The sequence below is a fragment of the Stenotrophomonas sp. genome (assembly GCF_031995405.1).
Classification (GTDB): Bacteria; Pseudomonadota; Gammaproteobacteria; order Xanthomonadales; family Xanthomonadaceae; genus Stenotrophomonas.
Genome location: NZ_DAMAGC010000003.1, coordinates 1 through 21,860 on the forward strand (window position 1 = coordinate 1; position 21,860 = coordinate 21,860).

Annotated in this window: 21 protein-coding genes; 4 read left to right on the plus strand and 17 right to left on the minus strand. The window is 67.4% G+C overall.

Going from position 1 to position 21,860, the window contains the following annotated elements; all coding sequences use genetic code 11:
- Positions 1–478: peroxidase family protein (locus tag RTO53_RS00885; RefSeq protein WP_312236015.1), on the plus strand; the 478-nt coding region annotated here is incomplete at its 5' end.
- 103 nt (positions 479–581) lie between these two features.
- Here RTO53_RS00885 and RTO53_RS00890 read toward each other — a convergent pair.
- Together RTO53_RS00890 and RTO53_RS00895 are read right to left on the minus strand one after the other, a co-directional pair.
- The gene (locus tag RTO53_RS00890; protein WP_312236016.1) at positions 582–989 is read right to left on the minus strand and encodes an RNA-binding S4 domain-containing protein; all 408 of its coding nucleotides are present in this window, start codon (positions 987–989) and stop codon (positions 582–584) included.
- Positions 982–1,251, minus strand: a complete 270-nt coding sequence (locus tag RTO53_RS00895; RefSeq protein WP_312236074.1) for a hypothetical protein — start codon at positions 1,249–1,251, stop codon at positions 982–984. The genes RTO53_RS00890 and RTO53_RS00895 overlap by 8 nt, the downstream gene beginning before the upstream one ends.
- Before the next feature lie 142 nt (positions 1,252–1,393).
- Here RTO53_RS00895 and RTO53_RS00900 point away from each other — a divergent pair, with 142 nt between their 5' ends.
- Entirely contained in the window at positions 1,394–2,884 is a 1,491-nt protein-coding gene (locus tag RTO53_RS00900) for an MATE family efflux transporter (RefSeq protein ID WP_312236017.1), read from the plus strand.
- Here RTO53_RS00900 and RTO53_RS00905 read toward each other — a convergent pair.
- The 8 genes from RTO53_RS00905 to ffh form a co-directional block, all read right to left on the minus strand.
- Complete coding sequence (locus RTO53_RS00905; RefSeq protein WP_312236018.1) at positions 2,881–3,249, minus strand: DUF6404 family protein; 369 nt, start codon at positions 3,247–3,249, stop codon at positions 2,881–2,883. The genes RTO53_RS00900 and RTO53_RS00905 overlap by 4 nt on opposite strands.
- Positions 3,250–3,380: 131 nt before the next feature.
- Positions 3,381–3,785 (minus strand): 50S ribosomal protein L19, encoded by a 405-nt coding sequence (rplS, locus tag RTO53_RS00910; protein WP_312236019.1) that lies wholly within the window; start codon positions 3,783–3,785, stop codon positions 3,381–3,383.
- 155 nt (positions 3,786–3,940) lie between these two features.
- Positions 3,941–4,699 carry a tRNA (guanosine(37)-N1)-methyltransferase TrmD gene (trmD, locus tag RTO53_RS00915; RefSeq protein WP_312236020.1) on the minus strand — a complete coding sequence of 253 codons (759 nt, stop codon included), beginning with the start codon at positions 4,697–4,699 and terminating at the stop codon, positions 3,941–3,943.
- A gap of 4 nt (positions 4,700–4,703) precedes the next feature.
- Positions 4,704–5,216, minus strand: a complete 513-nt coding sequence (gene rimM, locus RTO53_RS00920) for a ribosome maturation factor RimM (RefSeq protein WP_256776434.1) — start codon at positions 5,214–5,216, stop codon at positions 4,704–4,706.
- Positions 5,217–5,258: 42 nt separating this feature from the next.
- On the minus strand, positions 5,259–5,519 hold the full coding sequence (gene rpsP / locus RTO53_RS00925; protein WP_017356068.1) for a 30S ribosomal protein S16: 261 nt from the start codon (positions 5,517–5,519) through the stop codon (positions 5,259–5,261).
- A 111-nt stretch (positions 5,520–5,630) separates the two neighbouring features.
- Entirely contained in the window at positions 5,631–6,437 is an 807-nt protein-coding gene (locus tag RTO53_RS00930; protein ID WP_312236021.1) for an aminotransferase class IV, read from the minus strand.
- The gene (locus RTO53_RS00935) at positions 6,434–7,510 is read right to left on the minus strand and encodes a nitronate monooxygenase (RefSeq protein WP_312236022.1); all 1,077 of its coding nucleotides are present in this window, start codon (positions 7,508–7,510) and stop codon (positions 6,434–6,436) included. The genes RTO53_RS00930 and RTO53_RS00935 overlap by 4 nt, the downstream gene beginning before the upstream one ends.
- 76 nt (positions 7,511–7,586) lie before the next feature.
- Complete coding sequence (gene ffh / locus RTO53_RS00940) at positions 7,587–8,966, minus strand: signal recognition particle protein (RefSeq protein WP_312236023.1); 1,380 nt, start codon at positions 8,964–8,966, stop codon at positions 7,587–7,589.
- Between the two features lie 131 nt (positions 8,967–9,097).
- Here ffh and ccsA point away from each other — a divergent pair, with 131 nt between their 5' ends.
- Positions 9,098–9,892 carry a cytochrome c biogenesis protein CcsA gene (ccsA, locus tag RTO53_RS00945; protein WP_312236024.1) on the plus strand — a complete coding sequence of 265 codons (795 nt, stop codon included), beginning with the start codon at positions 9,098–9,100 and terminating at the stop codon, positions 9,890–9,892.
- A 4-nt stretch (positions 9,893–9,896) separates the two neighbouring features.
- Here ccsA and RTO53_RS00950 read toward each other — a convergent pair whose 3' ends face one another.
- The 4 genes from RTO53_RS00950 to radA form a co-directional block, all read right to left on the minus strand.
- On the minus strand, positions 9,897–10,367 hold the full coding sequence (locus RTO53_RS00950; RefSeq protein WP_312236025.1) for a hypothetical protein: 471 nt from the start codon (positions 10,365–10,367) through the stop codon (positions 9,897–9,899).
- Positions 10,368–10,426: 59 nt separating this feature from the next.
- On the minus strand, positions 10,427–12,733 hold the full coding sequence (locus tag RTO53_RS00955; RefSeq protein WP_312236026.1) for a hypothetical protein: 2,307 nt from the start codon (positions 12,731–12,733) through the stop codon (positions 10,427–10,429).
- Positions 12,734–12,778: 45 nt separating this feature from the next.
- Entirely contained in the window at positions 12,779–14,635 is a 1,857-nt protein-coding gene (locus tag RTO53_RS00960; protein WP_312236027.1) for an ATP-binding protein, read from the minus strand.
- 127 nt (positions 14,636–14,762) lie between these two features.
- Entirely contained in the window at positions 14,763–16,139 is a 1,377-nt protein-coding gene (radA, locus tag RTO53_RS00965; protein WP_256776424.1) for a DNA repair protein RadA, read from the minus strand.
- A gap of 149 nt (positions 16,140–16,288) precedes the next feature.
- Here radA and RTO53_RS00970 point away from each other — a divergent pair, with 149 nt between their 5' ends.
- Entirely contained in the window at positions 16,289–18,352 is a 2,064-nt protein-coding gene (locus RTO53_RS00970) for an EAL domain-containing protein (protein WP_312236028.1), read from the plus strand.
- Positions 18,353–18,869: 517 nt separating this feature from the next.
- Here the strand turns inward: RTO53_RS00970 and cyoD are convergent.
- Genes cyoD through cyoB form a run of 3 tightly spaced genes read right to left on the minus strand, consistent with a single transcriptional unit; the run spans position 18,870 to position 21,858 of the window.
- The gene (cyoD, locus tag RTO53_RS00975; RefSeq protein WP_256776421.1) at positions 18,870–19,214 is read right to left on the minus strand and encodes a cytochrome o ubiquinol oxidase subunit IV; all 345 of its coding nucleotides are present in this window, start codon (positions 19,212–19,214) and stop codon (positions 18,870–18,872) included.
- Positions 19,214–19,858 (minus strand): cytochrome o ubiquinol oxidase subunit III, encoded by a 645-nt coding sequence (gene cyoC, locus RTO53_RS00980; protein WP_256776420.1) that lies wholly within the window; start codon positions 19,856–19,858, stop codon positions 19,214–19,216. Before cyoC ends, cyoD begins: the two co-directional genes overlap by 1 nt.
- Positions 19,855–21,858 (minus strand): cytochrome o ubiquinol oxidase subunit I, encoded by a 2,004-nt coding sequence (gene cyoB / locus RTO53_RS00985; protein ID WP_256776419.1) that lies wholly within the window; start codon positions 21,856–21,858, stop codon positions 19,855–19,857. Before cyoB ends, cyoC begins: the two co-directional genes overlap by 4 nt.
- Positions 21,859–21,860 lie beyond the last annotated feature (2 nt).

Consider the following 21,860-nt stretch of genomic DNA (forward strand, 5'->3'; position numbering starts at 1 on the left):
GCAGACCGACGTCGAATCGTTTGCGGTCCTCGAACCGTATGCCGACGGCTTCCGCAACTACCTCAAGGGCCGTTACAGCGTGCCCGCCGAAGTGCTGCTGATCGACAAGGCGCAGTTGCTTACCCTGAGCGCGCCGGAACTGACCGCGCTGGTCGGTGGCCTGCGCGTGCTGGGGGCCAATGTCGACGGCAATACACAGGGCGTGCTGACCGATCGCCCCGGCACGTTGAGCAACGATTTCTTCGTCAACCTGCTGGACATGCGCACACAGTGGAAAGCCGGGGGCGACGGCTACGAAAGCACCGGTGACCGACGCTGGACCGGCAGCCGGGCCGACCTGGTGTTCGGCTCCAATTCGGTGCTGCGCGCCCTCGCCGAGGTCTACGCCAGCGCGGACGGTGAAAAGAAGCTGGTGCAGGATTTCGTCGCCGCCTGGACGCGGGTGATGGAACTGGACCGCTACGACCTGCACGCGTAACACAGGGTGGACCGGCCCCGGGCCGGTTCGCTGCGGCGATCGGTGCCAACCGCCGGGTCGGCATCGCTTGAATGCCTGCGCGCACGCGAACGTGCGCGCAGGTTCAGATCGCGTCGATGTCGCCCAAGGCGCGGATCAGCCGGCGCGCACGTTTGTCCGGACGATGCTCCGGCGGCTGGTAGCCGTTCCTGGCCGCCGCACGCTGCGCCCGCAGCTCGGCGCGACGCGCACGCGACGCCTCGCTTTCCGCATACAGCTGCTGCGCCACCGGCGCCGGGCCGCGCATCTCGCTCAGGCCTCGCACCTGCACGTCGAAGGTTTCATCGCCGCGGCTGATCTGCAGCTGTTCGCCCACCCGCACAGCACGCGAGGATTTCGGGCGCTGCCCGGCCACATCGACCTTGCCGGTTTCCACCGCCTGCTTGGCCAGGCTGCGGGTGCGGAAAAAGCGCGCGGCCCACAGCCATACATCCAGCCGCACGCTGGCGCCCAACGATTCTGCTTCAGTCATGCTGCTTGCCCAGCTCCACGGCGTTGGCCGGTCGTTTGTTCAAGGGTTGGGGCGCGTCCGGGTTGCCCCGGCATCCGGTACCGCCGATCAGCACCGGCACGCCGGCATCCAGATCGCGGCGCTGGCTGCCAACCTGGCATTCCGGTCGGTCCATCGGCCGCACCTGGGCATCGCCCAGGCGCTGTGTACTCGAACATGCGGCCAGCGCGGCGGCAATCAAGAGCGCCAGCAACGCGGGCATGAACGGGTCAGCCGGATGCATCGGACGCCGGTCGGCGGGCGGCGACGGCCTGGTTCGGATTGCCTGGAGCCGGCACGTGGCCGGCACGACGATGCGCATCGCGATATCCCACTGACGGGCTTGGTGCTAGTGTGCCGCTCTCCACGCTTGATCTCCAGAGCACATGGCCAAAGCGCCGCTTGACCTGACCACCGGCCCGATAGGGCGCAACCTGTTCCTGTTCGCCCTGCCGATCCTGGCCGGCAACATCGCCCAGTCGCTGAACGGGTCGGTGAATGCGGTCTGGGTGGGCCGCTTCCTCGGCGAGGCGGCGCTGACCGCCACCGCGAACGCCAACAACATCATGTTCTTCCTGATCGGCTCGGTATTCGGGATCGGCATGGCCGCCACCATCCTGATCGGCCAGGCGATGGGCGCGCGCGACATTCTCCAGGCGCGCCGGGTGATGGGCACCAGCGCCACCTTCTTCATCGGGCTGTCGGTGGTGATCGCGATCGCCGGCTGGTGGCTGTCCCATCCGCTGCTGGCGGCCATGGGCACGCCGGCCGAATCGCTGCCGCTGGCCGAGGCGTACCTGCGCATCATCTTCCTGGCGATGCCGACGTTGTACGCGTTCGCGTTCCTGAGTTCGGCACTGCGCGGCGTCGGTGATTCACGCACCCCGTTCCGCTTCCTGCTGCTGTCGGTGGTGCTGGACATCGGCTTCAACCCGCTGCTGATCTTCGGCATCGGCCCGTTCCCGCGGTTGGGCATCGCCGGTGCGGCCTGGGCCACGCTGATCGCGCAGACCCTGTCGCTGATCGGCCTGCTCTGGTACATGCGCAACAAGCGGCATGTGTTGTGGCTGGGCCGCAAGGACATGGCGCTGTTCAAGATCGACACCACGATCCTGCGCGCGCTGGTGGTCAAGGGCGTGCCGATGGGCCTGCAGATGGTGCTGATCTCGCTGTCGATGATCCTGATGATGAGCATGGTCAACGGCTACGGCACCGACACCGCCGCCGCCTACGGTGCATCGCTGCAGCTGTGGACCTACGTGCAGATGCCGGCGATGGCGATCGGCGCGGCGTGTTCGTCGATGGCCGCGCAGAACGTCGGCGCCGGCAACTGGGACCGCGTGCGCGGCACCGCCCGCAGCGGCGTGCTGTACAACTTCCTGCTCACCGGCGTGCTGATCCTGCCGCTGATCCTGCTGGACCGCTACACGCTGGCGCTGTTCCTGCCCGAAGCCAGCCAGTCGCTGGAAGTGGCCCGCCACCTCAACCACATCGCGGTGTGGTCGTTCCTGTTCTTCGGCGTCAACTTCGTCATTTCCGGCGTGGTGCGCTCCACCGGTGCGGTGATTCCGCCGCTGCTGATCCTGGCCGCCTCGCTGTGGGGCATCCGGGTGCCGTTCGCCGAACTGCTCCAGGACAGCTGGGGCGCCGATGCGGTGTGGTGGAGTTTCCCGGTCAGCTCGTTCTGCGCGATGCTGATGTCGCTGGCGTATTACCGCTGGGGCGGCTGGCGCAAGGCACACATGCTGCCAACCCATCGCAACGAAATGGCGGCACCGGCCGAAGTGCCGGCGATGCCGCCGTCGCCGGTGGCCGACCTGGACCCGGAAGCACCGGCAACGGCCGCGCCGCCGCCCTCGCCAACCCGCGCGGGTTAACCGGCGTCGGCGTCGCGGATCTCGCGCCACGCCGGCAAGCGATAGCGCTGCTGCTGCCACCGCATCAGCAGCGCCATCGCGCCACCGAACAGCAGGCCGGCCACGCCGGCACCGCCCAGCACACCGGCGGCCGGCAGCAGGGTGCTGCGCGCGAACAACAGCCACATCAGCCCCCCCCATCCCAGCGCGAACATCGCGCCCATCAGCACGGCGTTGGCGAGGACGCCGGCCAGCACCGGTGGCGGCACGGCCAGGCCCGTCCGCCACAACAGCCGGTACAACAGCGGCGCCTGCATCTGGATGGGGACGCCTGCGGCCTGCATGACCTGCAGCGCGGCACGGATTCGAGCGGGATAAGCCGACATGTTTTTTCCTTCGACGCACGCTGGGAGCGCATGGCCCCCCTACGCGGTTCTGATGTTCAGGGCTGCAAACGCAGAACGGCCACCCGAAGGTGGCCGTTCTGGTACCGCGACAACCGAAGTCGTCGGCGGAATTACTGGGCCTTGGCAGCCAGGCGGGCAGCCTTGGCCTGCGCAGCGGCAGCCAGATCTTCCTTGATGCGGGCAGCCTTGCCTTCCAGGCCGCGCAGGTAGTACAGCTTGCCGGCGCGGACCTTGCCACGACGCTTCACTTCGACCGAGTCGATGATGGCGCTGTGGGTCTGGAAGACGCGCTCGACGCCGTAGCCGTGCGAGATCTTGCGGACGGTGAAGGCGGAGTTCAGGCCGGCGTTCTTGGTGCCGATCACGACGCCTTCGTAAGCCTGCACGCGCTCACGGTTGCCTTCCTTGACCTTCACGTTGACGACGACGGTGTCACCCTGGCTGAACTTCGGCAGCTCGCGGGTGATCTGGGCGGATTCGAAGTCCGAGAGGATGGTTTTGTTCAGCTTGCTCATGGGTGCACCGATAGTGTTCGGGTGGTCGTGTCGTTCGACAACGTGGGCTCATGCAGTCACCGGACTGTGCTGCACGTTTTTTGTAGGGATTCCTGCCATTCGACCCAAAAAGGCCGATGGCAATCCCGAATTGTAAACAAGAACCGGCCCCTGCGCTAGGGGTTCGGATCCTTTGGCAGGGCCTGCCGCGCCTGCTCCAGCAGGTTGCGGTCGGCCTTGGACAGCGTGCTCTCGTCCAGCAGGTCCGGACGCCGCAGCCAGGTCCGCAGCAGCGACTGCTGGCGGCGCCAGCGCGCGATCGCGGCATGGTTGCCCGAGCGCAGCACATCCGGGACTTCGCCCCATTCATGCTGGGCCGGATGGCTGAAATGCGGGCAGTCCAACAGCCCTTGCGGGCCCTCGAAACTGTCCTGGACCGCCGATTCGGCATCGCCCAGCGCGCCCTCCTGCAGACGGGTCACCGCATCGACGATGACCGCCGCGCCCAGCTCGCCGCCGGACAGGACGTAATCGCCGAGCGAGATTTCCTCGGTGACCTCGGCCTCGAGGAAGCGCTCATCGATGCCTTCATAGCGGCCGCACAGCAGGATCATCCGTGGCAGGGCCGCCAGTTCGCGAACCCTGGCCTGGGTCAGCGGCCTGCCCTGCGGGCTGAGGTAGATCACCGGCGCGGGCGCCGGATCAGCCGCCTTGGCCGCAGCCAGACAGGCGCGCAACGGCTCGATCAGCATGACCATGCCCGGGCCACCCCCGAAGGGACGGTCGTCCACCCGGCGGTAGTTGCCGGCGGCGTAGTCACGCGGATTCCAGCCGTGCAGGTCGAGCAGGCCGCGCTCGGCCGCACGGCCGACCACGCCCAGCGCGGCCGACTGCGCCATGAACTCCGGGAACAAGGTGATGACGTCGATGCGCACCCGGTCAGAACTCCGGGTCCCAGTCGACCACGATCAGGTTGGCCTCGAAATCCACCGACACCACGAAATCCGGCTGCACGAACGGAATCATCCGCTCACGGTCGCCCTGCACCACCAGCACGTCGTTGGAGCCGGTCGAGAACAGGTGCGAAGCCCGCCCAAGTTCGACGCCATCGACGGTACGCACCTGCAACCCCTCCAGATCGACCCAGTAATACTCGTCGGGCTTCGGCGGTGGCAGCGCGCTGCGTGCTACATAGACTTCGGTCCCGTACATCGCCTCGACCACATCGCGGTCGGTGATATCGGGAAACACCGCGACCAGATGCTTGCCGGACTGACGTCCACGCGCGCCGCTGAGGGTGCTCTCCTGGCCGGCGGGTGTACGCAGGATCCAGGGCTGGTATTGGAAAATGGCGGTACGCGGCTCGGTCCAGGACTCGAGCTTGATCTCGCCTCGCACACCAAAAGCGCCGACAATCCTGCCCAGCAGGATGCGGCGCTCGGTATCTTTCATCTGTATAGACCGGTGGGCCGCGGCAGGCGCGGCCCTTCAGGATCAGGCCGCGGAGGCCTGGGCCTTGGTCGCTTCCTTGTACAGGTTGCGGACCTTGTCGGTCATCTGGGCGCCGTTGGCAACCCACTTGTCGACCAGCGGCAGGTCCAGCACGATGCGGGATTCCGCACCCTGGGCCACCGGGTTGTAGTAACCGACGCGCTCGATGTTGCGGCCATCACGGGCGCTGCGCGAGTCGGTCACGATGATGTGGTAGAAGGGACGCTTCTTGGCGCCGCCGCGGGTCAGTCGAATCTTGACCATGGTGTTGTTTCCTCAATTGCCCAGTCGCCAGGATGGCGCGGTAAGCCGGCGATTATAGCGGCGGCCCGCGGTCATTCCAAGTCTGTGAAGACGGCCGAAGCTGAACAGGGCCTACCCGGCGTCGCCAACGGCCATGATCGGTTGCCACGGGGCGGTTTCCAGGATTCCCCGCGCGCGCTGGCAGAAGGCCTCCGACGCAGCGAACGTCACCGCGTCGATGGCGGCGATCGGCCAGACCCCGGCCGCGTTGCAGGCGATGGCACCGTCAAAGCCCTCCAGCTCGGCCAAGGCCACCCCACGCACCTGTTGCACCTCCGGTGCGAAGCCGGCCTGCAACAGCCGCTCCTGGGTGCCGCGCAGGGCCGGGGCCTGCGGCCACACGATCTGCTGGCCGCGCTGGAAGGCGATGTTCCAGGTGGTGCCCTCGCCGATCTCCCCGCCGGGGCTCACGAACAGCGCATCGTCGACACCATCGCGCATCGCGCGGCGGCGCTGCTCGAACAGCGGAAAGGTGCCGACATGCTTGAGGTGCGGCAGGTCGCGCTGGTACACCACCGTGCGCAGGCGCCGCGCGTCGGCCGGCATGTGGACCGGCGCGCCCACCGCCACCAGCACATCCACCGCGACCGCGTGCAGCGGCTGGCGGAAATCGAACTGGCGGGAGAACACCGTGACCCGCAGCGAGGCGTCGCGCAGGTCGTCCGACTGCAGCGCGTGCCGCATCCATGCCCGCACTTGGGCCAGGTCCAAGGTGACGCCGAACAGCTCGTCGGTGCCCTGCTGCAGCCGTTGCAGGTGCAGGTCCAGGCCCTGCACCGCCCCGCCACGCACCTGCAACGAGGTGAAGTGTCCGTAATTGGTCAACGCGCCGGCCAGGTCGTCGGCGCTGGCGCGGTGGCCGTTGCAGTACAGGCTCATCCGAGCAGCGCCCGGGCATCGGACCACATCTGCTGCAGCACCTCGGCCGCCGGGCGCGCCGGCGCCATCCACGCGGACTGCCCGGCCCAGGCCTGCATCGCATCGATGTTGCTGTCGCGGCTGGCCTGCGCGCGCATCGGCGCGGTCAGCCCGCGCTGCACCGGGTATGGGCGTGGTGGAGGGGCATCGGCTGCGGCGGCGGCGCGCACGTAAGCGGTGGCCAGGCCACGGCCGAGGCGACCACTGAAGGCACGCGTGGGCCAGGTGTCTTCCGGCTCGGCCTCGGCCAAGGCCTGCGACCAGGCCGGATTCAGCGCGCACTCGGGCGTGCGCAGGAAGGCCGTGCCCACCTGCACCGCGCTGGCGCCCAGGGTCAGGGCCGCCGCGATGCCACGCCCATCGGCAATGCCACCGGCGGCGATCATCGGGATGTCCAGATGGTCGGCCAGCCGCGGCAGCAGTGCGAACAAGCCGACCAGCTGGCGCTCGGCCGCATCGGGATCGAAGGCACCGCGATGCCCACCGGCTTCTACGCCCTGCGCGACCACCGCATCGGCACCGGCGGCCTGCGCGGCGAGCGCCTCGGACAATGTCGTGGCACAGGCAATCCAGGCGATGCCCACATCGTTCAGACGCTGCACCTGCGCGGCGGAAAACACGCCCATGATGGTCGAGGCGACCGCCGGCCGGGCACGCACCAGCGCATCGAACTGCGCATCGAAATCGGCCGGGCCCGCATCGCCGGCAGTGGCCGGCACCTCCGGGCCCCATTGCGCGAGGAAGCGGCGGCTGGCCGCTTCTGCATCGGCATCACGCCTGGGCAGCGGATCGGGTATCCACACATTGACCTGCGCCGGCCCGCTGGACTGCGCACGGAAGTCGGTCATCCACGCCACGATGTCCTGCGGCTGCGACAGCACCGCGCCCATCGCGCCCATGCTGCCGGCGTTGGCCAGCGCGGCTGACAACGGCACGGGGCAGGCGCCGGCCATCGGCGCCAGCAGGATCGGGGCCTGCAATGCAAAACGCCGACAGAAGCTGTCGGCGCGTTCGAGGATGGATGACTGGCTCACGCTCGGCGCACCTGGGGAAGGAGACGGTGCCAGCATACGCCGCACCGCCCCGCCCCGGCATGCACTGCGGGGAAACTCAGCGGAACGGCAGGCCGCCGCGACCGCCCATGGCGCCCATCATCCCCTTCATGCTGCGCATCATGCCCTTCATGCCGCCGCCGGCCATCTTGCTCATCATCTTTTCCATCTGCTGGTACTGCTTCATGAGCTTGTTGACGTCGGTCGGGGTCAGGCCGGAACCGCGTGCGATGCGGGCGCGGCGCGAGCCGTTGAGCAGGCCCGGGTTGCGGCGTTCCTTCTTGGTCATCGAGTTGATGATCGCGATCATGCGCGGCACTTCCTTGCCCTGGCTGACCTGCTGCTTGAGGTGCTCGGGAATCTGGCCCAGGCCCGGCAGCTTGTCCATCAGGCCGCCGATGCCGCCCATGTTCTGCATCTGCTCGAGCTGGTCGCGCATGTCGTTGAGGTCGAACTTTTTGCCCTTGGCGACCTTCTCGGCCAGCTTCTGGGCCTTGTCCTTGTCGACCTGCTGCTCGACCTGTTCCACCAGCGACAGCACGTCGCCCATGTCCAGGATGCGGCTGGCGATACGGTCCGGATGGAACACATCCAGGCCGTCGGGCTTCTCGCTGACACCGACGAACTTGATCGGCTTGCCGGTGATGTAGCGCACGCTCAGCGCGGCACCGCCACGGGCGTCACCGTCGGTCTTGGTCAGCACCACGCCGGTCAGCGGCAGCGCTTCGCCGAAGGCCTTGGCGGTGTTGGCCGCGTCCTGGCCGGTCATCGCGTCGACCACGAACAGCGTTTCCGCCGGGTTGACCGCGGCGTGCAGCGCCTTGATCTCGGCCATCATCGCTTCGTCGATGGCCAGGCGGCCGGCGGTATCGACGATGAGCACATCGACGAACGACTTGCGCGCATCGTCGATGGCCGCGCGCACGATGGCTTCGGGCTTCTGGTCGGCACTGGACGGGAAGAACAGCACGCCGACCTGGTCGGCCAGGGTCTTGAGCTGCTCGATCGCGGCCGGACGGTAAACGTCGGCCGACACCACCATCACCTTCTTCTTGCGCTTTTCCTTCAGGTGCTTGGCAAGCTTGCCCACCGTGGTGGTCTTGCCCGCGCCCTGCAGGCCGGCCATCAGGATGATCGCCGGGGCCGGCACGTTGAGGTTGAGGTCGGAGGCCGCCGAGCCCATCACCGTGGTCAGCTCGTCGCGCACGATCTTGATCAGCGCCTGGCCGGGGGTCAGCGACTTGAGCACTTCCTGGCCGACCGCGCGCACCTTGATGCGCTCGACCAGCGCCTGCACGACCGGCAGGGCGACGTCGGCTTCAAGCAGCGCGATGCGGACTTCGCGGGTGGCCTCGCGGATGTTTTCCTCGGTGAGGCGACCGCGGCCGCGCAGCCGCTCGATGGTGCCGGAGAGGCGCTGGGTCAGGGACTCGAACATGGAGGCAACCTGTTCAGAACGAAAGACAGAGAGACGCACAGTATAGCCGGTCCACCAAGCGCCCCGGCGCGCGCCTGCGGCCCGTGGCCGCAGGCATCGCCAGTGGCCGGGGGGTATGCGAAACTGGAACGATGACAATCGTTCTCATCGCGACCCTGCTGTACCTGACCGCCACCGGCCTGCTGGTGCGCGCGGTGGTCCGCGATGATGCGGTGACCTCCCCGGCCTGGCTGTGGCCGGCGCTGCCGGCGATGCTGCTGCACGGCGGTTACCACGTGCTGGTGGCGATGCGTACCACCGGTGGCCCGGACATGCATTTCTTCGCCGCGCTGTCTCTGGTCGGGCTCGGCATGGCCTGGCTGACCTCGCTGGTGGCCGCGCGCGGACGCATGGCGGCGCTGGGCGTGCTGGTATTTCCGATGGCCGCGGCGGTGCTGTGGGCCTATCACGCCTACGGCCACGCGCCGAGCCGACCGCTGGGCTGGCAGCTGGCCACCCACGCGTGGACGGCGCTGTTGGCCTACGCCACCCTGAGCGTGGCCGCGTTGTTGGCGATCATGTTGTGGCTGCAGGAGCGCGCGTTGCGCCGCCGCGATTTCCGGCCGTGGCTGCGCGCCCTGCCGCCGCTGGCCGATCTGGAATCGCTGCTGTTCCGGGTGATCGCGGTCGGCTTTGCGCTGCTCACCCTGACCCTGGTCACCGGCGTGCTGTTCGTCGACGACCTGCTGGCGCAGAAGCTGGTGCACAAAACCGTGCTCAGCGTGCTGTCGTGGATCGTGTTCGGCACCCTGCTGATCGGCCGTCGCCGTTACGGCTGGCGCGGCGCGAAGGCCGTGCACTGGACGCTGACCGCGATGGCGCTGCTCCTGCTGGCGTTCTTCGGCAGCCAGTTCGTCATCGAGCTGGTGTTCGGGCGAGCACGCTAGGCAGCTACAGCGGTTCGGTCAGCTGATCGCGCAGGCGGCTGCCACGCTGGGTGATCATGTCATCCACGCCCCAGCACCCATCGCCACGCTGCCGTAGTGACAACCGGGCCCGGTAGGGCTCGCCCCAGACCGCATAACGCACCTCCACCGTGGCCACGCCTGCCGCGCTGCCTGCCACGCGCGCGAACTCGAACGGTGCATCGATCTCGCCATCCTGGCCATCCAGCCACGGATCGCTGTCGAGATGGCAGATCCCCTGCTCGCGCCTCTGGCAGGCGCGTTCCTCGTCGAAAAGCCTGCCCAATGCGAGCGTCAGCACCTCCGCCGGCGTCGCCAGCAGATCGCCCACACTGGCCTGCTGGAACCGGCGCGCCACCGCCACCGGGTCGTCACACGCCGGCGCGGCCTGTCCTACCGGCACGCACAGCGCCATCAGCGCCATGCCGCCGTAAATCTTCCAGCCGGGTGTCCGCATATTCCGTTCCCTCCCCTGTGGATGGGCCGGGCGCCCCAGTGGCGCACCCGGCGTGACGCTTACAGACCGTAGCGCTCGATCACGTCTACATGACGCTGCTCGTCCTGGCCGCAGGCCTCGGCCAGGCGCAGCCAGCACAGCCGGTGCGGCCAGTGCGCGGTGGCCTCGAGCAGGAACCGGTGCAGGTCCAGCGGCGGCTGTTCCTGGGGCTGCGCCACGGTGAACAGCACGCCCGGCAGCGGCGCATTGTCGCCTTGGGCATCGGTGAGCTGGTAGTCGTCCGGGCTGTGCGTCCACAGCTTCCAGCCCCGGGCCTCCACTGCCTCGGAGAACGCGGTCCACGCATCTTCACCGGGGTGCACGCCATCGACCAGCCAGCTGCCCGCATAGCCACCGCTCTGGAGAAGGTGGACTTCGGCGTAGGTGGGCATGAAGCGCTCGCGCTCCTGCTCGTCCTCCGGTGCCGGATGGACCAGTTCGGCGTCGAACACCACCCAGTCGTTCACGCGCTGGCGGCGGTTGGCCGGCGCGTTCTCGACGATGCGCGCGGTGACCGGGCCGGTGCGGCGCGCATAGTATTCGATCGGCTCGCCGCCGTCCGCGCAGCGGATGATCACCCAGCCGAAGGATTCCTCGACCGGGCCATCGGTGCTTTTCAGTTCCATGCCGATGGCCGCTGCCGAACCGCGCACGGCGGCCCAGTCGCGGGCGGCACTGGCGGCGGTCATGTGGTCCCAGTGCGCGCTGCGCGGCTCTTCCAGTACCTCGGTGAGGTGGCGGTACTGCGCGGCCGCGTCCTGGAAGCGCTGCATGGCCATCAGGGCCATCGCCAGCAGGTTGCGGGCGGCATGCGACTGCGGCGACAGTGCCAGCAGCGCGCTGCACGCCTGCTCCAACGCGGGCCAGTCGGAGAGCTTGTGCGCCATCTGCGCCTGGCACCACAGTGCGAACACCGGCACCCGCGCCTGGTAATGCTGCGCCAGGCGATCCAGCCCGGCCTGGTCGCCACGCTGCACCAGCAGGCCCATCAAGGAGTACGCCGGGGGGGCATCCTCATGTCCGTGACGCTCGACGAACGCCCACAGCAACGCAATCGCTTCATTCTCGGCGCCGCAGGCATTCAGCGCCGAGGCGGCGACATCCAGCATCGCCGCGTCGTCGGGACGCTGCTCCACGCCCTGCAGCAACCATTGCGCCTCGCGTTCGGGGTCGCGCCCGTCGCCCTGTTCGCCCTGTTCGACCAGCCAGTCCAGCAAGCCCTCGGCGGGCACCGGCAACGCCGCCGCGCCGGGGGCGGCATCGATGCGCGCAGCCATCGCGGCCACGGCCTCGCTTGCACCGCGGTCCTGGCGCAGGCTGCCCAGGTGCTCCCGGGCCAGCGCCAGGTGGCGCCGTGCGGTCCACACCGCGCCGCGCTGCAGCGCCATGTCCACGCAGAGTCCGGCGATCTCGATCACGAAGCGGTGCGCGCCGACCTCTGCGTAATGCGCCAGGGTCGCGCTGAGCCGGCGGCCCAGGTCCCAGCTGTTGCGCTCGGGTGCGTTGCGCACCAGCAGCGCCACCGTATGCGCCCACATGCGGCGGTAATTCGGCGACAACTGGTTCCACGGCACCAGCGATGCCAGCGCTTCTTCATCGCGCCCCAGCTGCGCCAGCGCCCATGCGCGCGACAGTTTGCGCGGGATGGTGCAGTTTGCCGGCTCATAGTCGCCCTCGGCATCCACTTCGGCCTGGCGCGCGTTGATCAATGCCAGCGCCTCGGCCGCGCGGCCGCTGGCGAGCAGGATCTTGATGCGCATTTCCGGGAAGCTGTCGTACACCTTGCCGCCATGCGCCAGCACGGTGCCGGCCTGCACGTCCAGGTAATCCAGGGCCCCCTGGCTGTTGCCGTCGTCCAGCAACGCATCGGCCTTCTCGCAGCTGAGGCACTGGAAGCACGCCCAGCTCGGATTGATCCGCGCCAGCGTTTCCTCGCAGACCTCGATGCGCTCGGGCACCCAGCCGGGGCCGTCGATGTTGCCGTAACAGGCCGCCAGGTCCTGGGTGACGCAGACCGACTGCGGGCACTCCACCGTGTCGGCACGGTGCGCGCGCTCGAACAGCGCCACAGCGTCGCCCAGCGCAGACTCGCCCTCCAGGCGGTTGCCGACGCGGTTGCGCATGTCCCAATGGCCGACGAACACCTCCAGCCACGGATTGCCCAGCGTCTTGCCCAATGCGCGCGCCTCGGGCAGCAGGGCATCCACACGGTCCAGGCGCAGTTCGCAGACCTCATCGGTCAAGCGCGTCAGCAGCTGTGCGCTCTGCGCCTGCCCGGCTTCGCCAAGATCGTCCTGAAGTTTTTCCACCCAGTTCCAGATATCCATGCGGTCGTATCGTCCTGCAGTACGTAATGATGATGAAAAGGAATATCAGCGCGCCTGCAGCATCTGCTGCAGGGCATCGGCGATGTCGCCGAACGCGCGGTTGAGGTCGTTGCTGGCCGCGCCGCCGTCCTGGGCGCGCCCCTGCGCACTGACGATCACCTTCAGCGAGCGCAGCAGGCGCGCGGCGGACTCGGCCTGCGGGTTGCCGGCGCGCATCGCCGCCAGCAACGCCTGCACGGCGGGGTTGTCCAGGTTGAGGTACAGGCGCGAGGGTGCGCGCGCGACGATCCGGGCGGTGAACTGGCGCGCCAGCCGCAGCGCGGCCATTGACACGCGCTTGTCGTTTTCGTCGTCTTCCAGACGGCGTTTCAGCTCGGCCTCGCGATCGGGCACCACCACCACTGGCAGCTCGGCCGGGCTGAAATGCGCCGGCAACAATTGCTCACCGTCACCCAGGTGGGTCTGCAACCAGTCCATTTCCGCCTCGGGCAGCGTAGTGGTGCGGAACAGCGCGCGGTTGCCTTGTTCGGTGCCCAGCTCCACCAGGCGCATGCCCTTGGCCTGGGTCCAGCGGCGCAGGAACGGCACCACCGCGTAACGGTTGCCATGCGCCACCGGCACGCCCATCGCGCGGAACAGCATTTCCTCGAAACCGCCGCCGCTGTCCAGGATCACGTGGACCGCACCGCGCGACGGCAGTTCGCTTGCCTTGATGTCGCCCTGCGAGCTTGGCACGCGCACGTGTTCAAGCAGCAATTGGAACAGGCGCTCATCGCACAGCGAGGCGCCCAACAGCGCTTCGTTGTGCCGCACCAGAATGCGTCGCCAGGCCTCCGGCTGCTGCCGTGCGATCTCCACCAGCCCGTCGATGAGCGCCTCGCCCAATGCATGCTGGACTGCGCTGTAGGTTTCATCGCGCTGCAGGTCCTCGCGGCTGGCGGTAGGGGTCAACCGGCTGGATTCGATCACGCCGCCGATGAAACCGGCCCAGGGCGGCAGCAGGTCGCGCGCGTCGTCGTCGAGCAGCATGCCGCGCACGAACACCGACAGGTTGCGGTTGTCGCTGGTGCCGTAGGTGGCGCCGTCCTGAACCCAGAGCAGGCCCACCGCGTCGCTGCCGCCATCGGCGCGCAGCGGCATGCAGGCGATCGGCTCGAAGCTGCGCTCGAAATGCGCGGCGAACTCCAGGCCGCGGCGCTGCGCCTGCAGCGGGTGCATGACCACGCCGGCCTGCGGGCGCCACGGCGGCGGCTCGGGGTTGATCGCACGCGCATCCTGGCCGATGTGGATCGGCTCGCCCAGCAGCGCGCAGTAGCGGCCGAGGATGTCGCGCAGGTTCTGCTCCTGCGCCAGGTGCACGTAACTGCCATGCAGCTCCAGCACCACTTCGGTGCCGACCGCGCGCGCCGGGATCGGGGACACCGTGTACTGCTCGGCGTTGTTCGAGACATAGCAGTGGCCCAGCGTCGGCTGCTGGTAGGAGGTGGTGCGCACGGTCACCCGGCGCGCCAGCACGAACGCGGACAGGAAGCCCAGCCCGAACATGCCGATCAGGCCTTCGTCGTCCTCGCCGGCCTGGCGCAGGCCACGGGTATAACCCACGCCAACCGTGGCCAGGTAATCGTGGATTTCCTGCTGGGTAAGCCCGGCGCCGGTATCGATGATGCGTACGATGCCGTTGACCGCATCGCCGTGCACTTCGATCCGGCCCGGCTCCTGCCAGTCGGCCTGTTCCAGGCGCCGTCGTACCAGCGAATCGTGCGCGTTCTGCACCAGTTCGCGCAGTGCCACCACCGGGGTGGAATACAGATGCTTGCCAAGGACAGTCATCAATCCGTTGAGGTCGACACCGGCGCGACGGATCTCGCTGGCGCCCTGTGCATCCAGGGGGGTCTCTTGCATGGAATCGTTTTCTCTGGCGGGCGCACCCCGGCGGGGATACGCGCTGGAACGAGGATTTCAGGAGTGGAAAACTAGCACAGCCCAGCCGCGCATTGCCTGCGCGGCGGGTGCATCGGAAACAGCGCGTTCAGATCGCCTCGATCGCCTCGGACAACCGCTCCACCGCAATCACTTCCATGCCCTTCACGCTACCGGTCTTCGGCGCGTTGGCCTTGGGCACGATCGCGCGCTTGAAGCCATGGGTGGCCGCTTCACGGAGGCGATCCTCGCCATTGGGCACCGGGCGGATTTCGCCGGACAGGCCGACCTCGCCGAAAGCAATGGTCTTCTCGGCCAGCGGCCGGTCCTGCAGCGAGGACAGCACCGCCAGCAGCACCGGCAGATCCACCGCGGTTTCCTGCACACGGATGCCACCGACCACATTGACGAACACGTCCTGGTCGCCAGTGAGCACGCCGCCGTGCCGGTGCAGCACCGCCAACAGCATCGCCAGCCGGTTCTGCTCCAGGCCTACCGCGACACGGCGCGGGTTGGACAGCGGCGAGGTATCCACCAGCGCCTGCACTTCCACCAGCAGCGGGCGGGTGCCTTCGCGGGTCACCATCACGCAGCTGCCCGGCTGCTGGGTGCTGCCCCCGGAGAGGAAGATCGCCGAGGGATTGGAGACTTCCTTCAGGCCCTTCTCGCCCATCGCGAACACACCCAGCTCGTTGACCGCGCCGAAGCGGTTCTTGAACGCGCGCAGCAGGCGGAAGCGGCTACCGCTCTCGCCCTCGAAGTACAGCACCGCATCGACCATGTGTTCGAGCACGCGCGGGCCGGCGATGCCGCCTTCCTTGGTGACGTGGCCGACCAGGAACACGGCGGTGCCGGTTTCCTTGGCAAAGCGCACCAGCCGCGCGGCGCTTTCGCGCACCTGGCTCACCGAGCCCGGCGCGGCGGTGAGCGACTCGGTCCACAGCGTCTGCACCGAGTCGGCCACGATCAGCTTCGGGCGGGCCACGCTGGCATGCTGCAGGATCGCCTCCACCTGGGTTTCGGCCAGCGCGTTGACGTTGTCCAGCGGCAGGTCCAGCCGCACCGCGCGGCCGGCCACCTGCGACAGCGATTCCTCGCCGGTGATGTACAGCACCGGCAGGGTCGCGGCCATCTTCGCCACCGCCTGCAGCAGCAGGGTCGACTTGCCGATGCCCGGATCGCCACCGACCAGGATCACCGCACCTTCGACCAGGCCGCCGCCCAGCACGCGGTCGAACTCGCCGATGCCGGTACTCACGCGCAGGTGTTCGGTCTGCTGGACGTCCTTGAGCGCCATGATCTTCGGCGCATCGACCTTGCCGGCCCAGCCGGAACGGCGCGAAGCCGGCGACTTGGCCGCCGCCGCGCTTTCCAGCGTGATCTCGGTCAGCACGTTCCAGACCCCGCACTCGGTGCACTGGCCTTGCCACTTGCTATATTCGGCGCCGCATTCGCTGCACACGTAGGCGGTGAGTCGCTTGGCCATGTCCACGTCCACTTCATCAATTGTCCGGCAGGATAGCCGAGCCGCGTCGCAACAACCGAGACGCGCTGCCAGCGGCGCTCAAGTTCCCCGCGCCCGTGCCGATACTGCGGCGGGCCATCGCCCTTCCCCACTTCATCCAGGCTTTTCCCATGACCGGCACCTACAGCCAGAGTCTTGTCGTCTTCTCGCTGCTGGTTGCCATCCTCGCCTCGTACACGGCGCTGGACATGGCCGGCCGGCTGGCCAGCACCCAGGGGCGTGTGGCCCGCTGGTGGCTGGCCGGTGGCGCGGGCGCGATGGGGCTGGGCATCTGGTCGATGCACTTCATCGGCATGCTCGCCTTCCACCTGCCGATCCCGGTCGGCTACGACCTGGGCATCACCCTGTTCTCGCTGGCGGTGTCGGTGGGCGCCTCGGCGTATGCGCTGTGGCTGGTCTCGCGCCCGGCGCTGCCTTGGGCGCGGCTGGTCGCCGGCGCGGTGCTGATGGGCCTGGGCATCGCGGCCATGCATTACCTGGGGATGGCGGCCCTGCGCATGCAGCCGGGCATCGACTACGACCCGTTCTGGTTCACCCTCTCGCTGCTGATCGCCATCGGCGCGGCCGGTGCGGCGCTGTGGATCGCCTTCCGTCTGCGCCTGGAGCAGCGCCGCGCGTTCCTGCTGCGCGGCCTGGCCTCGCTGGTGATGGGCCTGGCTATCGTGGGCATGCACTACACCGGCATGGCGGCGGCCAGCTTCCCGGCCGGCAGTATCTGCGGGGCAGCGTATGGGGACGGCATCGACGCCAAGTGGTTGGCCGTGCTGGTCATCGTCACGACGCTGGCGACGCTGGGCATCGCGCTGCTGTCCTCGGTATTCGACCGGCAGATGCGCACCCGCACCGGCCTGCTTGCCGATTCGCTGGCCCACGCCAATGAAAAGCTGCTGCAGGCCGCGCTGCACGATCCGTTGACCCAGCTGCCCAACCGCATGCTGCTGCAGGACCGCATCGAACAGGCGATCGAGAAGGCGCAACGTCGGCAGTTCAGCTTCGCGGTGATGTTCTGCGACCTGGATGGCTTCAAGGCGATCAACGACGCCTACGGCCACCAGCTCGGCGACAAGCTGCTGATCCAGATGAGCGAGCGCGTCGGCGCACTGCTGCGCGGTCAGGATACGTTCGCGCGGCTGGGCGGCGACGAGTTCGTCATCGTGTTCCAGGTGGACGATCCGGAAGACGCGGCGGTGGTGGCCGAGCGGATCATTGCCAGCGTGGGCGAGCCGTTCCTCATCGACACACTGGAACTGCAGGTGACGGCCAGCCTGGGCATCGCGCTGTACCCGGCCGATGCCACGACCGAGCGCGAACTGATGGCGCACGCCGACGCGGCGATGTACCACACCAAGGATGCGGGCCGGAACGGCTATACGTTCTTCACCGAGTCGATGCATGTCAGCGCCAACCGCCAGCTCAAGCTGCTGCAGGAGCTGCGCCGCGCGATCAACCGCAACGAGCTGGTGCTGCACTACCAGCCCAAGTTCCCGGCCAGCGGGCAACCGCTGATCGGCGCCGAGGCACTGGTGCGCTGGCAGCACCCGGAGCTGGGCCTGCTGGGCCCGGACACGTTCATTCCGGTGGCCGAGCGCAGCGGGCTGATCCTGCCCCTCGGTGACTGGGTGCTGGACCGGGCCTGCGCGCAGCTGCGCCAGTGGCACGATGCCGGGCATGTGGAGTGGTCGATGGCGGTGAACCTGTCGCCGCTGCAGTTCGCGTCGAGCACGCTGCTGGACACGGTCAGGCAGACCCTGGACAAGCACGGCCTCGACCCGCGCCACCTGACGCTGGAAGTGACCGAGACGACGGCGATGAAGGACGTCGAGGCCAGCCTGCTGATCCTGCACGGGCTGACGGCGATGGGGGTGAACATTTCCATCGACGACTTCGGCACCGGGTACTCGAGCCTGCTGTATCTCAAGCGGATGCCGGCCACCGAGCTGAAGATCGACCGCGCGTTCGTGCACGATCTGGAAGACAACGCCGAAGACGCCGCGATCGTGTCGTCGATCATCGCGCTCGGCCGTTCACTGCAGTTGCGGATCGTCGCCGAAGGCGTGGAGACCGCAGGGCAACGGCAGTACCTGAGCGACATGGGCTGCGATCTGCTGCAGGGCTACCACCTGGGGCGGCCGGTCGGGGCTGAGGAGTTTTTGCGATTGGCGCAGGCGGCGTAACGCTTCAATCTTCGATCTTCAGTGCGCGGCTTGGGTACGAACAAGCAAGCGCCGGCACCGGCTCTTGTGCCTGGAGTTGGGCGGGGGCGTATGGGGTCGCGGGACACGCCGCAAGTACGTCCCTGTAGGCTCGCGTGCGCCATCCATGGCGCACGACGGTCCCGCGACCCCACACGCCCCCGCCCCAGATAGTGGGCCGGCGGCCACGGGAAGAGCGGGACGCCGAGCGACACGGCGACAGCACCACTGCGTCTGCTTCTTTATCGCGCACCCGCACACTGTCAAAGGGCGGATACGGGTGGGTTGGCGGGACCGTCATGCGCCATGGATGGCGCATGCGAGCTTACAAGGACGTACTTGCAGCGTGTCCCGCCAACCCACCCGTACCCGCCAAGCCAGCCGACGCGCACCGACGCCGCACTTGATCCTGCTGCCCTGCCTCGCCACAACTCCGGCGAAACAAACAAAAAGGCCGCCCGAAGGCGGCCTTTCTGCATCCGGCAATGTCGCCAGGACGTTACTGCATCATGTGCACGTTCATGTTGTGCATGACCCAGAGCGAACCGGCCACGATGATGCCGATCACCACGACGGTGAAGGCCGCCGCGCTGACGTTCCAGCGCTGCGCCGAAGAGCGGTCCAGGTGCAGGAAGAACACCAGGTGCACCAGGATCTGCAGCACCGCGGCGATCACGATGATGACGCCGGTGGTGAACGTCGGCAGATTGCCGTGCATCACCAGCCAGAACGGAATGATGGTCAGCACCGCCGCCAGCACGAAGCCGGTCAGGTAGGACTTGACGCTGCCGTGGCTCTCGCCGCCAGCACCGTGGTCGTGTGCGTGATTGTCATGTGCGGACATTACAGCGCTCCCTTCAGGTAGACGACGGAGAACACGCCGATCCAGATCAGATCCAGGAAGTGCCAGAACAGGCTCAGGCACGCCATGCGGGTCTTGTTGGTCGGGGTCAGGCCGTTCTGCTTGATCTGGATGAACATGATCAGCAGCCACAGCAGGCCGGCGCTCACGTGCAGACCGTGGGTACCGACCAGCGCGAAGAACGCCGACAGGAACGCACTGTGGTCCGGACCGTAGCCCTCATGGATGAGGTGGTTGAACTCCCACACTTCCATGATCATGAAGCCGAAGCCCAGCAGCCAGGTCAGCCCCAGCCACAGGTACATCTGACCGACCTTGTGCTTGTGCAGGGCGATCATGCCCAGCCCGAAGGTCAGCGAGGAGACCAGCAGCAGCGTGGTTTCCCAGGCGACGAAGGACAGGTCGAACAGGTCTTTCGGGCCGGGGCCGCCGTTGGTGCCGCCGGACAACACGATGTAGGTGGCAAACAGACTGGCGAAGATGAGGCAGTCGCTCATCAGGTACACCCAGAAACCGAAGACGGTGTTGCCGCCGGTGTCGTGGTGCTCGTGCTCGTCATGGCCGTGGGCCGCCGCGTGCGCGGCGTGCCCATGGTTCATGCTGTTGGTGGGGATAGTGCTGCTCATGCCTTCAGCTCCGATTTCACCAGGCCCTGCGCCACCAGGTGGCGACGGTGCTCATTTTCGATGCGCTCCACTTCGGCGGCCGGCACGTAGTAATCCGTGTCCTTGTCGAAGGTGCGCCAGATGAAGGTACCGATCATGCCGACCAGGCCGACGATGGCCAGCCACCAGATGTGCCAGATCATCGCAAAGCCGAACACCAGGCTGAAGGCACCGATCACCACGCCCGTGCCGGTGTTGCGCGGCATGTGGATGTCGCTGTACTTGGCCGGACGTTCCCACGCCTCACCACGCTGCTTGCGCTCCCAGAAGTCGTCCAGTTCGGTGACCTTGGGCAGTGCGCCGAAGTTGTAGAACGACGGCGGCGAAGAGGTTTCCCACTCCAGCGTGCGCGCATCCCACGGGTCGCCGGTCAGGTCGGCGGTCTTCTTGCGGTCGCGGATGGACACGGCGATCTGGATCACCTGACACAGGATGCCGGCGCCGATGATGAACGCACCGAACATGGCGATCACCAGCAGCGGCTGGTATTCCAGGTTCGGGTAGCTCTGCATGCGGCGGGTCATGCCCATGAAGCCCAGGATGTACAGCGGCATGAACGCCACGTAGAAGCCGATGAACCAGCACCAGAACGCGCGCTTGCCCCAGGTTTCGTTGAGGCGGAAGCCGAACATCTTCGGCCACCAGTAGCTGATGCCGGCGAACATGCCGAACACCACGCCGCCGATGATGACGTTATGGAAGTGGGCGATCAGGAACAGGCTGTTGTGCAGCACGAAGTCGATGGCCGGGATCGCCAGCATCACGCCGGTCATGCCGCCGATGGTGAAGGTGACCATGAAGCCGATCGTCCACAGCACCGGGGTGGTGAACTGCACGCGACCGCGGAACATCGTGAACAACCAGTTGAAGATCTTCACGCCGGTCGGGATCGAGATGATCATCGTCGTTATGCCGAAGAAGGCATTGACGTTGGCACCCGAGCCCATGGTGAAGAAGTGGTGCAGCCACACGATGAACGACAGCACGCCGATGCAGGCCGTGGCGTAAACCATGCCCTTGTAGCCGAACAGCGCCTTGCGCGAGAACGTGGCGATGACCTCGGAGAACACGCCGAAGGCCGGCAGCACCAGGATATAGACTTCCGGGTGACCCCAGATCCAGATCAGGTTGATGTACAGCATGGCGTTGCCGCCACCGTCATTGGTGAAGAAGTGCGTGCCCAGGTAACGGTCCAGGGTCAGCAGCACCAGGGTGATGGTCAGCACCGGGAAGGCGGCGATGATCAGCACGTTGGTGACCAGCGCGGTCCAGGTGAAGATCGGCATGTGCATCAGCTTCATGCCGGGGGTGCGCATCTTCAGGATGGTAATGAAGAAGTTGATACCGCTCAGCGTGGTACCCAGGCCAGCGACCTGCAGGCCCCAGATGTAGTAATCCACACCGACGCCTGGACTGTATTCCTTGCCGGACAACGGCGGGAAGGCCAGCCAGCCGGTCTGCGCGAACTCACCCACGCCCAGCGAGATCATCACCAGGCCCGCGCCCGCCACGAACAGCCAGAAGCTGAGCGAGTTGACGAACGGGAAGGCCACGTCGCGCGCGCCGATCTGCAACGGCACCACCACGTTCATCAGGCCGGTGATCAGCGGCATCGCCACGAAGAAGATCATGATCACGCCGTGGGCGGTGAAGACCTGGTCGTAGTGGTGCGGAGGCAGGAAGCCCTCTGCCCCGCCGGCGGCGAGCGCCTGCTGGGCACGCATCATGATCGCGTCGGCAAAGCCGCGCAGCAGCATGACGAAGGCGACGATGAGGTACATCGCGCCGATCTTCTTGTGGTCGACCGAGGTGAACCACTCTTTCCAGAGATAGCCCCACAGCTTGAACTTGGTGATCAGGGCCAGCACCAGCAGGCCACCGATGCCCGCGCCGATCAGCGTGGTGATGATGATCGGGTCATGCGGGATGTCGGCAAATGTCAATTTACCCAGCGGATTCATGC